This window comes from Mesorhizobium sp. LNHC221B00, from assembly GCF_000502935.1.
GTDB lineage: Bacteria > Pseudomonadota > Alphaproteobacteria > Rhizobiales > Rhizobiaceae > Mesorhizobium > Mesorhizobium opportunistum.
The window spans coordinates 1-11,915 of record NZ_AYWR01000055.1; the positions used below are offsets into that span (position 1 = coordinate 1).

Consider the following 11,915-nt stretch of genomic DNA (forward strand, 5'->3'; position numbering starts at 1 on the left):
AGGTTAAGGTCAACAACCACGAGATCGACTGGCTCACGTGAAAGAACATAGTCAAACTGCTTGCTATCGTGGACTGCGGTTACCTTCAGGGCATGCATCGGCGATGAGGCGCCGCATTGCGGCATCATCGTCAATGACAAGAACATGTTTCAACGGCACACCTCGTTTTGGGGGTTGCGCCCCGATCAGGGTTGCATTACCTGAATCTGCAAGCAAAAGGCATGTATTAGTGATGACATTACTTGAAATTGAACAACTGGTTCTCAAAACCCTCAACGCTCTAGTTGCCGAAGAAGTAGAGGTGTCGATGACAACCAGAATGCGGGATCTCGGCCTCGACAGCCTCGACTATAACGAGCTTGCTACGGCGATCGAGAGCCGACTTGGCTGGTTTGTCGACGATTACAAGCTCTGGCAATACGAGTCCGTAAGGCATGTCGCCGACGCCGTCGCCAGTCAGGAGTTGCGCACCGCGGAACCACCAGCAGTGCGGCAAGTGCTGGAGTAGTGCTGTAGGCACAGGTTACGGTGAGGGCAGCTTGGGCGGCGGTAGCTATGGCCATTGCTCCGCTGTGGTTTCTATTCGTGACTGGTGTGTTTGAGAACTGTTGGGTCAGCCCGGTCCATGTCGCAGTGCCGATGCCCCCATTGGTGGCGTTGCCCGCAATTGCGATCGCTGCGCCCAGGGCACCAATGCTGACGGTCGTTGTCAGGCCACCCGTTGAATTGTTGTCAGAGGCAACAGTGCCCACCACACCATCCCAATTGGTGGTCGTATAGACCGACATGTAGTCACGGAACACGCTCTCACTATACGTGGTCACGATCGTTGCCGTCGTACCGGTTGGCACGAGGGCTGACCACACTGACAGATAGATCACACCAGAATTGAAGATGCTTTCCACCTGAGCGAGAAGGGTGGCAGCCACACCCCCAATCGTCATACTGTTGACGGTCACTGCACTTTCGGTGTCAGTGGTCTCAGTTGTCACGATGACACGACGATTAGCGTGTGGCGCGACAAGAAGCGGAATGCTGGTGTGGGTGTAAACGGTCGTGGCAGTCGAGTCTTCGTGAGTGCCATTGAAGACCAGATCTATCGGGAACATTTTCTCCCAGACGCCCGAGCTGCGCACATAGACCTGTCGAGCCTTGGTCCAGAGGCTTGAGATTTTCACCCATACGGCGCTGGCCGCCCCCCAGACCCGGAGGCTTTGACGTAAAGGGCCATTACGGCTGCACCCAGAAATCACCGTCCACGCCGCCAGAAGGGGCAGCGGCCGAGATCGTGACGCTGCGATTTGCCATCGTGCCGACGCCGAGAAGCGCCTTGGTCTGGGCAATGGACTGCGGTCGACGATAATTGTCCCCGGTGCCGTCACTCGACACGCGACCGACGAAGCTCGTCACAGCGTCGGCACCTGTGGCGTAGGTCGAGCGGTACAAACGCGTCGTGATATCACCAGCGCCATCGCGCTGAGGCGATGAACATGTATGGCGAGAGCAGAACGTTTGGGGCGGGGCGGGACGAAGAGGTTGCGGAGGGCTGACAAGGTCGAGACGAAGCGCTGCAGGCCTCCCGGCGATCGGACCCCTGCATCATCCGCTCCCGTTTTCGCGGCGGCACATGGGAATTNCGAAGCGCTGCAGGCCTCCCGGCGATCGGACCCCTGCATCATCCGCTCCCGTTTTCGCGGCGGCACATGGGAATTCTCCGCTCTGTTGTTCAACCCCTTGTGCGACCGGTGCTCGACGTCCGGCATCATCTGTCGCTTTGCCGCTCCATACGAGCGAAGCTACTCGGTGATCATGCGCTTCGGCGCGAGCCCCTGCTTCTTCCACAGCCGCGTCAGCAAGCGCAACCTCTCGCAGGGTGCGCTCTCAGAGTTCGTTCCTGCGCAGCGGCCTTGTTATCTCGATACTGGATAAGCGTCTACGAACCTACGCGCCGCATAACGAGCTTTGTTGCGCTGGTCGGTTGCGAAGGGTGGCTCTATGCATCGCAGTGGCGGACGCGAAATCCTCACCATCCTTCTGCATCGCGCTATTTGGCTTGCCGAAAACCCAATTTCGCCGGCACGCTGCCGCTGAATACGATGATCATCTCGCATTCTTGCTATGGAGACTGTCGTCCTTCCTGGGCACGCGGCTGACGGCGACGAAAGCGGGTTTATTCATGCAACACCCCTTTTTGGCAGGCAAGCTGGTGGACTTCGGGATGTCGGGGGCGAATATAGCGAAGACTCCCGCCGCTCGCTGATGCATTCTGGACGCAACCGCATCGAGCCGATGTGTTCGAGACGCTTCGCGGCTGCAGTCGCCGAACGATGGCGTGGTTATGCGACCTGTTCGGCATGGCTACCCCCGTCCAGTCAGGCGTTCACGAAGGTGTTTGTCGAGAGTTCGTGGAGAAAGTCCGCCACTTATCGTTGGCGAGGGCTTTGCTCCGGAGTGGCGATCGGTGCGCTGATCGACAGGCAGGCTCTGGCCAAAATCGAATCCCATGCCGTCGCGAAAGGCCGCAGAATTCGATGCGGGGGCAAACGCATCGCGCGAATGGCACGTCGAACTATCGGTCCTGTCTCCAGCGAGATGACCATCGCGCAAGAAAGAGACATTCGGGCGGCTGGCGCCTGTGATTGCTTCGACGATGCGGATAGGTCGTGCATGAGGCCAACGACACGATCTACGGCCTTCCCCCACGTTTGTGCCTCAAACGGAAGCGTGTTTGGCGTGTCGCCGAGGCCTTGGAATATGGCATAGTGGTATGAACACGGGACGCATGTCGTCGGAAGCCGCGCCTTTCGGCCGAGTGAAGCAGTCCGGCATCGGGCGGGAGGGTTCCCGCCATGGCCTCGAGGACTACCTCGAAATGAAATACCTCTGCACGGGCGGCATCTGAAGCATGGGCTTGCAGGGCTCGCAGACCGGTAAACCAGCGAGCCATCTCCAAATATGTGAATTGTGGATTGCTCCTCGACGGGAGCTGAGGGGCGGCTCCGCAAGCCTTACGACGCTCTTTGCGAGCCGTAGCTGCCGAGCTGGCAAAAGGCCGGGCTACGTCGCGCCAGCGCAATCGGCGCGCAGAAAATTAGGCCTACCCGCTCCGGGACCGCGGACCTCGTCAGCTTCTCGTAAGTATGCCCGAGTAGGTTGCTCAGCTGATCTGTGGACGTGAGGCTAGCGTGAACCGGCACAAATTTGACCTATCCAATGTAACAGGTTGGCGGCAGGTGCAGCCCCCGGCATCTCAAGAGCAAGCGGCACAGGCCGGGCAAGAGGGCTTTGAGCAGCGCTCGGGCGAGGCGCGCCAAGCCGCTGCCCAAATTCCCGCCCCCGGCGTTCCGGCTCTGCCAGACCCGTTCCATCCTCATCCGTCTCAGGGAGACCTGAGCCTCATCGAAGGCGCAGCCCCATGGGAAGCGCAGCCCATGATGCAAGGGAGCGGACAAGAACACGCCGCGGCGCCGTACGCCGGAGGCAGTGGGTCGATNGTGCCATTGGGGACGCCGCTGCGCAGCACAGCGGGCCGCAGAAGGCATTGGGTCGGCCAGAGAAGCTCCCTGGGAAAGCTAAGCAGCTGAGCGAGATCGGCAATTCAGGCGCTCGCGTGCTGATGCAGGCCCCCACCCATCAAGTGGGTGCATTGCCATGGGAGGCGCAGCCCATGATGCAAGGGAGCGGACAAGAACACGCCGCGGCGCCGTACGCCGGAGGCAGTGGGTCGATGCTAGGTGCCTCGGTGCTGCAGCCGGGTCACTCAACGGCGCGCCATCATCATGCGCCGGATTCGTCAGTGGGTGATCTGAATCCTTCCGCACCGTTCGAGTTGCGTGACCATGCTCGTTCCGCCGTGCCGGCGGCGGTGCAGCCAGATCCTCCAATAGTGGTCTCCGACGGTCGCGGCTGCAAGCGTCCTCTTTATTCCAACGATGCGACCGTTGTCGAAGGGCTGAGGTCACTCTACGCGGGTAAGGCCAAGGAGGACACGGTCAAGCGCCATGTAAATTCTCTTTACGGCTTTGGTCGTTGGCTCTTTAAAAATAACAAGCCGGGATTTGCTGCTCGGCTTCACGAGGAGTCGCTGGATGAAGATCTCAAGGAGTACGAGAGCAGTGGTGGCTCCTCGACTGTGGCTGTGGCACTGCGTCGTCTCAGAGAGTCGGCGGGCGGAGTGCCAATGGTGGGCCGCGCTGTCCTGAATCCCGACCCTGCCGACGCCGTGCTCATCAAAGAGTACAAAGCGGCTCTCATCAAAGCGTACAAGGGAGCGCCTGCGACCGGGCCGAATCGCCAAACCATTCACGACTATGGAGCTACTCTTAGACGTTTCAGTGAATACCTGGTTGAAAACAACAAGCCGGGGATTGCGGCTCGGCTTCACGAGGAGTCGCTGGATGAAGATGCCAAGCGCTATAAGGACTCCAGTGGTGACCGGAGGATCATTGCACTAGCTCAACTCCGAAAGTTCCTGCCGTCCGCCGCACTCGGGCGCGAAATTGCCCTTGCTGCTCGTCCGGAAGACGCAGTCGGCATGGAGGCTCGTGCCATTGGNTGCCATTGGGGACGCCGCTGCGCAGCACAGCGGGCCGCAGAAGGCATTGGGTCGGCCAGAGAAGCTCCCTGGGGAAGCTAATGAAGACGCCGCTGTTCTGCCATCGTCTTTCGTACCAACTGGGCACCATCACCAAGCCTCGGATCCCGCAGAGTCCTTTCGTCCCCTGATCTGGCGCGACGGCGACCAGCGCGCGCCGGACGAGCGGATCGCTGCACAGGACAGGAGCAACCTGCTACCAAGCGAGGAGGTGCCACTGAGGTCACCGGAATTCGCTCCGCCCAGCTTGCGGGCGGGGAATTCCGCCTCGCCAGAGCTCTTTCCTGAGGGGATGTCCCCCGCGGTCGAAGGGTTTTTTGGTGTTTTCGGCGACCCCAGCGGGCGGGTGCTCGGCGCATTGCAATTGCTAGGCGACGAACATATCCACAGGGATTACCAGCTCCTGGAGCAGGAGTTGCAGGGGAACAATCCAGAACTCGCCGCCCGGACGCGGTTCGTGGATCCCCTCGTAGCCAATTATCATCTGCGCTTGGGCTCCGAGAGCGACAAGCTAAGCGCATTCCAGCGCATCGTCCATAATCAGAACGGTAACGACACAGCCGACTTCCTGTTCGTGCCAGTGNGCTAAGCGCATTCCAGCGCATCGTCCATAATCAGAACGGTAACGACACAGCCGACTTCCTGTTCGTGCCAGTGAGCGATGGCGGTAAGACTCTTGCGGAGCGCGGCAAACATTGGTCGCTGCTGTTCGTTGATCGCAGCGACCGGGAACGGCCGGTTGCCTATCATTATGACTCCGTCAGCGGATGGCATGACAAGCTTGCAAAACACCTCGCAGAAAGGCTGGGCGCCAGCCTGGAGACCCGCGTGGACTTACCCCGCATCGCCCAGCAGAGCAACGAGTGGGATTGCGGAGTCTACGTGGTGGACGGCACGCGGGCGCTGGTTGGGCGATTGCAAAGATGGCAGCCAGACCTGCCAGACCTGCCAGACCTGAACCTCAACAACCTCGTCGTCAATCGGCAGGCACTACAAACCCGACTCATGGGTGACGATACATCTGGAACGGCAAATTATCTCACGAACTTTGAACTCATGGACCGACAGGCGCGAGACGCGGTTAAGGAAAGCCCCGTTGGGACGTTTCACCAGCGGATCAAGCGGCTCGGCCAGTCAGCGCGAGCGTTGCACGACAGAGCCCTGGCTCCAGTCGCGCCGGACCAAGGCAACCCAGACTCGGTGTTCGTACGGGACGTTGTTCCCGGGGAAACACGCCATCATCATGCGCCGGATTCGTCAGTGGTTGATCTGAATCCCCCCGCACCGTTCGAGTTGCGTGACCATGCTCGTTCTATGCCGGCGGCGGTGCAGCCAGATCCTCCAGTAGTGGTCTCCGGTCGCGACAAGCGTCCTCTTTATTCCAACGATGCGACCGTTGTCGAAGGGCTGCGGTCAGCACTCTATGCCGGTAAGGTCGGGGAGCGCACGGTCACGGACCATGTAAATTCTCTTCTCGGCTTTGGTCGTTGGCTCTTTGATAATAACAAGCCGGGATTTGCTGCTCGGCTTGACGATCCGTTGCTGGATCAGGATCTCAAGGAGTACCAGCGCGAGAGTGGCTCCTCGAACGTGGCTAGAGCACTGGGTCGTCTCAAAGAGTCGGCGGGCGGAGCGCCAATGGTGGGCCGCGCTGCCCTGAATCCCGACCCTGTCGACGCCGAGCTCATCAGAGATTACAAAGCGGCTCTCATCAAAAAGTACGAGGCAGAGCCTGCGACCGGGCCGAATCCCAAAACCACTCAGGACTATGCGGCTACTCTTAGACGTTTCAGTCAATACCTGCATGAAAACAACAGGCCGGGGATTGCGGCTCGGCTTTACGAGGGGTCGCTGGATGAAGATGCCAGGCGTTATTTGGACTCCAGTGGTAACCGGTGGATCAGTGCACTAGCTCATCTCCGGAAGTTCCCGCCGTACGCCGCACTCGGGCGCGAAATTGCCCTTGCTGCTCGTCCGGAAGACGCAGTCGGCATGGAGGCTCGTGCCATTGGGGACGCCGCTGCGCAGNTGCAAGGGAGCGGACAAGAACACGCCGCGGCGCCCTACGCCGGAGGCAGTGGGTCGATGCTGGGTGCCTCGGTGCTGCAGCCGGGTCACTCAACGGCGCGCGATTCGTCAGTGGTTGATCTGAATCCCCCCGCACCGTTCGAGTTGCGTGACCATGCTCGTTCTGTGCCGGCGGCGCCTGCCGGGCCAGCGTTCGCCAGGGCTGAGGAGACGCCCTCCGCGGTTGGCGAGGCCGCGGTGGCCGAAAGGTGGGCTCGGTTGCAAAAGCAAATGGACGAACCAGTGCATGATCCCGGCCCTCAAGTGGATACATCGCCATGGGAGGCGCAACTCATGGTGCAAGGGAGCGGACAAGAACACGCCGCGGCGCCCTACGCCGGAGGCAGTGGGTCGATGCTGGGTGCCTCGGTGCTGCAGCCGGGTCACTCAACGGCGCGCCATCATGATGCGCCGGATTCGTCAGTGGTTGATCTGAATCCCCCCGCACCGTCCGAGTTGCGTGACCCTGCTCGTTCTGTGCCGGCGGCGGTGCAGCCAGATCCTCCAATAGGGGTCTCCGGTCCCGACAAGCGTCCTCTTTATTCCAACGATGCGACCGTTGTCGAAGGGCTGAGGTCAGCATTGGAGAGCACGGTCAAGCGCCATGTAAATTCTCTTCTCGGCTTTGGTCGTTGGCTCTTTGATAATAACAGGCCGGGATTTGCTGCTCGGCTTCACGAGGAGTCGCTGGATCCGGATCTCAAGGAGTACGAGAGCAAGAGTGGCTCCTCGGACGTGGCTAGAGCAGTGGGTCATCTCAAGACGTGGGCGGGCGGAGCGCCAGTGCTGGACCGCGCCGCTGTCCTGAATAATCCCGACCCTGCCGACGCCGCGCTCATCAGAGATTACACAGCGGCTCCCATCAAAGAGTACAAGGCAGCGCCGACCGGGCCGAATCCCGCTACCATTCAGACCTATGGATCTGCTCCTAGACGTTTCAGTGAATACCTGGTTGAAAACAAAAAGCCGGGGATTGCGGCTCGGCTTCACGAGGGGTCGCTGGATGAAGATGCCAAGCGCTATAACAACTCCGGTGGGATCAGTGCACTAGCTCATCTCCGGAAGTCCGAACTCGGGCGCGAGCTCCCTGGGAAAGCTAATGAAGACGACGCTGTTCTGCCATCGTCTTTCGTGCCAACTGGTACAGCGGAGTTGAGACCAGCGAAGAGGCAAAGGACCCTGAACAGTCGTCTGCAGGACGTTGCCACTGAGCCGCAGCTGAGCGAGATCGGCAATTCAGGCGCTCGCGTGCTGATGCAGGCCGCCACCCATCAAGTGGGTGCATTGCCATNTACGCCGGAGGCAGTGGGTCGATGCTGGGTGCCTCGGTGCTGCAGCCGGGTCACTCAACGGCGCGCCATCATCATGCGCCGGATTCGTCAGTGGTTGATCTGAATCCCCCCGCACCGTCCGAGTTGCGTGACCATGCTCGTTCTGTGCCGGCGGCGGTGCAGCCAGATCCTCCAATAGGGGTCTCCGGTCGCGACAAGGGTCCCCTCTATTCCAACGATGCGACCGTTGTCGAAGGGCTGAGGTCAGCTTACGCGGGTAAGGTCAAGGAGAGCACGGTCAAGCGCCATGTAAATTCTCTTCTCGGCTTTGGTCGTTGGCTCTTTGACAATAACAGGCCGGGATTTGCTGCTCGGCTTGACGAATCGTCGCTGGATCAGGATCGCAAGGAGTACGAGAGCAGGGGTGGCCCCTCGGAGTACGAGAGCAGGGGTGGCCCCTCGATCGTGGCTAGAGCACTGGGTCGTCTCAAGACGTTGGCGGGCGGAGCGCCAGTGGTCGACCGCCCTGTCCGGAATCCCTACCCTGCCGACGCCGCGCTCATCAGAGATTACACAGCGGCTCTCATCAAAGAGTACAAAGAAGCGCCTGCGACCGGGCCGAATCGCGGTACCATTCAGGTCTATGGATCTACTCTTATACGTTTCAGTGAATACCTGCATGAAAACAAAAGGCCGGGGATTGCGGATCGGCTTCACGAGGGGTCGCTGGATGAAGATGCCAAGCGCTATGTGAACTCCGGTGGTAACCGGAGGATCAGTGCACTAGCTCATCTCCGGAAGTTCGCACCCGGGCGCGAAATTGCCCTTGCTGCTCGTCCGGAAGACGCAGTCGGCATGGAGGCTCGTGCCATTGGGGACGCCGCTGCGCAGNATTGCCCTTGCTGCTCGTCCGGAAGACGCAGTCGGCATGGAGGCTCGTGCCATTGGGGACGCCGCTGCGCAGCGCAGCGGGCCGCAGGAGGCATTGGGTCGGCCAGAGAAGCCCCCTGGGAAAGCTAAAGACGGGCGGGTGCTCGGCGCATTGGAATTGCTAGGCGACGAACATATCCAGAGGGATTACCAACTCCTGGAGCAGGAGTTGCAGGGGAACAATCCAGATCTCGCCGCCCGGACGCGGTTCGTGGATCCCCTCGTAGCCAATTATCATCTGCGCTTGGGCTCCAAGAGCGTCATGCTAAGCGCATTCCAGCGCATCGTCCATAATCAGAACGGTAACGACACAGCCGACTTCCTGTTCGTGCCAGTGANGCTAAGCGCATTCCAGCGCATCGTCCATAATCAGAACGGTAACGACACAGCCGACTTCCTGTTCGTGCCAGTGAGCGATGGCGGTAAGACTCTTGCGGAGCGCGGCACCCATTGGTCGCTGCTGTTCGTTGATCGCAGCGACCGGGAGCGGCCGGTTGCCTATCATTATGACTCCTACAACGGATGCAATGACACGCTTGCAAAAGAGCTCGCAGAAAATCTGGGCGCCAGCCTGGAGACCCGCGTGGGCGTATCCCGCATCGCCCAGCAGAGCAACGTGGTGGATTGCGGAGTCTACGTGGTGGACGGCACGCGGGCGCTGGTTGGGCGATTGCAATCGCAGCCAGATAACCTGAACCTCAACAACCTCGTCGTCAATCGGCAGGCACTACAAACCCGCCTCAGGGGTGACAATACATTCGGAACGGCAAATAATCTTACGAACTTTGAACTCATGGACCGACAGGCCCGAGACGCGGTTAAGGAAAGCCCCGTTGGGACGTTTCACCAGCAGATCAAGCGGCTCGGCCAGTCAGCGCCAGACGTTGCTCCCGGGGACCCATTTAAATTTCAAAGTCTTGAGAGCAAGGGGGACGCCGCTGCGCAGCACAGCGGGCCGCAGGAGGAATACAGTTGGCCAGAGTATCTCCCCCCTGGGAAAGCTAATGAAGACGACGCTGTTCTGGCATCGTCTTTCGTGCCAACTGGGCCCCATCACCAAGCCTCGGATCCCGCAGAGTCCTTTCGTCCCCTGATCTACGGCGACCAGGGCGCGCCGGACGAGCGGATCGCTGCACAGGACAGGAGCAACCAGCTACCAAGCGAGAAGGTCCTCATCAACCGTGAGCATGATACAGCGGAGTTGAGACCAGCGAAGAGGCAAAGGACCCCGAACAGTCGTCTGCAGGACGTTGCCACTGAGCCGCAGCTGAGCGAGATCGGCAATTCAGGCGCTCGCGTGCTGATGCAGGCCCCCACCCATCAAGTGGGTGCATTGCCATGGGAGGCGCAGCCCATGATGCTGGGGGACGAGCACCTGGCACCGCATACCGGAGGCAGTGGGTCGATGCTGGGTGCCTCGGTGCTGCAGCCGNTGAACAGTCGTCTGCAGGACGTTGCCACTGAGCCGCAGCTGAGCGAGATCGGCAATTCAGGCGCTCGCGTGCTGATGCAGGCCTCCACCCATCAAGTGGGTGCATTGCCATGGGAAGCGCAGCCCATGATGCAAGGGAGCGGACAAAAACACGCCGCAGCGCCGTACGCCGGAGGCAGTGGATCGATGCTGGGTGCCTCGGTGCTGCAGCCGGGTCACTCAACGGCGCGCCATCATCATGCGCCGGATTCGTCAGTGGTTGATCTGAATCCCCCCGCACGGGTCGAGTTGCGTGACCATGCTCGTTCTGTGCCGGCGGCGGTGCAGCCAGATCGCCCAAAAGTGGTCTCCGGTCCCGACAAGGGTCCTCTCTATTCCAACGATGCGACCCTTGTCGAAGGGCTGAGGTCAGCACTCTATGCCGGTAAGATCGGGGAGATCACGGTCAAGCGCCATGTAGATATTCTTTTCGGCTTTGGTCATTGGCTCGTTGAAAATAACAAGCCGGGGATTGCGGATCGGCTTCACGATTCGTCGCTGGATCGGGATCGCAAGGAGTACGAGATCTGGGGTGGCGGCCCCTCGGCCGTGGCTGGGTCACTGGGTCGTCTCAAGACGTGGGCGGGCGGAGCGCCAGTGGTGGGCCGCCCCGCCCTGAATCCCCACCCTGCCGACGCCGTGCTCATCAGAGAGTACACAGCGGCTCTCATCAAAGCGTACGAGGCAGCGCCGACCGGGCCGAAACCCCGTACCGTTGAGGTCTATGGGTCTGCTCTTAGACGTTTCAGTCAATGCCTGGTTGAAAACAAAAAGCCGGGGATTGCGGATCGGCTTCACGAGCGGTCGCTGGATGAAGATGCCAAGCGCTATATGAAAACCGCTGACATCAGTGCACTAACTCATGTCCGGAAGTTCGCACTCGGGCGCGAAATTGCCCTTGCTGCTCGTCCGGAAGACGCAGTCGGCATGGAGGCTCGTGCCATTGGGGACGCCGCTGCGCAGCACAGCGGGCCGCAGAAGGCATTGGGTCGGCCAGAGAAGCTCCCTGGGGANATTGCCCTTGCTGCTCGTCCGGAAGACGCAGTCGGCATGGAGGCTCGTGCCATTGGGGACGCCGCTGCGCAGACCGCGGCACAAGCTCATGGCCACGCAGGAGAGCAGGGACCCATCTCTCGAGCTCAACAAGTCGCGCCAGCGCCGTTTGAACGGCACTTGGGCAAGAAGCGCGAGGCCCAGGACGGACTGACGAGTACACTTGACAGGAGCAACCTCGTGAACAGCGGGGGCGTCATCATAAACAATGAACATTACACAGCGCTGTTGAGACCGGCGAAGAGGCAGAGGACTGATAATCCGCAAAGCCGCGCCATGGGGCGGCAACTGAGCGAAGCAACCACGACGTCCATCAGCCAAGCCTCCGATCAAGCCCGAGCGGACCTAATGGCTTCCTTCAGAAGCAGGGAGCGCTCCGACGCGGGGCGTTGAGCTCCATGGCTGGGATCAAGCAGAACAGCTCTCTTGACGACAGAGGGGCTGATGCGATCTCCAGACCGGTAGCTCTCGCCGTAATTGATCAGGCTGGTACTGTTGGAAGGCTTGATCAGCCTCGTCACCCCAGTCT

5 protein-coding genes and 2 pseudogenes are annotated in these 11,915 nt (G+C 60.4%); 4 read left to right on the plus strand and 3 right to left on the minus strand.

Features of this window, described 5'->3' with window-relative positions; translation table 11 throughout:
* Positions 1 to 117: pseudogene (locus tag X741_RS1000000171355) on the minus strand (DNA-binding response regulator); the annotation flags it as partial.
* A gap of 115 nt (positions 118 to 232) precedes the next feature.
* Between X741_RS1000000171355 and X741_RS1000000170635 the strand changes: the two are divergent.
* Entirely contained in the window at positions 233 to 508 is a 276-nt protein-coding gene (locus tag X741_RS1000000170635; protein ID WP_023780986.1) for an acyl carrier protein, read from the plus strand.
* Positions 509 to 1,230: 722 nt separating this feature from the next.
* On the opposite strand, the gene X741_RS136670 is transcribed toward X741_RS1000000170635, so the two are convergent.
* Positions 1,231 to 1,410, minus strand: coding sequence for a hypothetical protein (locus X741_RS136670; RefSeq protein ID WP_031194388.1), 180 nt, complete (start codon positions 1,408 to 1,410; stop codon positions 1,231 to 1,233).
* Positions 1,407 to 1,862 (minus strand): annotated as a pseudogene (locus X741_RS1000000169415) (DDE-type integrase/transposase/recombinase); the annotation flags it as partial. The pseudogene X741_RS1000000169415 and the gene X741_RS136670, both read right to left, overlap by 4 nt.
* Before the next feature lie 905 nt (positions 1,863 to 2,767).
* Here X741_RS1000000169415 and X741_RS1000000170680 point away from each other — a divergent pair.
* The 3 genes from X741_RS1000000170680 (at position 2,768) to X741_RS1000000171360 (ending at position 11,779) form a co-directional block, all read left to right on the plus strand.
* Positions 2,768 to 2,902, plus strand: a complete 135-nt coding sequence (locus tag X741_RS1000000170680) for an aldehyde dehydrogenase family protein (RefSeq protein ID WP_023780988.1) — start codon at positions 2,768 to 2,770, stop codon at positions 2,900 to 2,902.
* Between the two features lie 2,346 nt (positions 2,903 to 5,248).
* Entirely contained in the window at positions 5,249 to 8,056 is a 2,808-nt protein-coding gene (locus X741_RS1000000167775; protein WP_023780991.1) for a Ulp1 family isopeptidase, read from the plus strand.
* Between the two features lie 747 nt (positions 8,057 to 8,803).
* Complete coding sequence (locus X741_RS1000000171360; RefSeq protein WP_245272814.1) at positions 8,804 to 11,779, plus strand: Ulp1 family isopeptidase; 2,976 nt, start codon at positions 8,804 to 8,806, stop codon at positions 11,777 to 11,779.
* Positions 11,780 to 11,915: the final 136 nt, after the last annotated feature.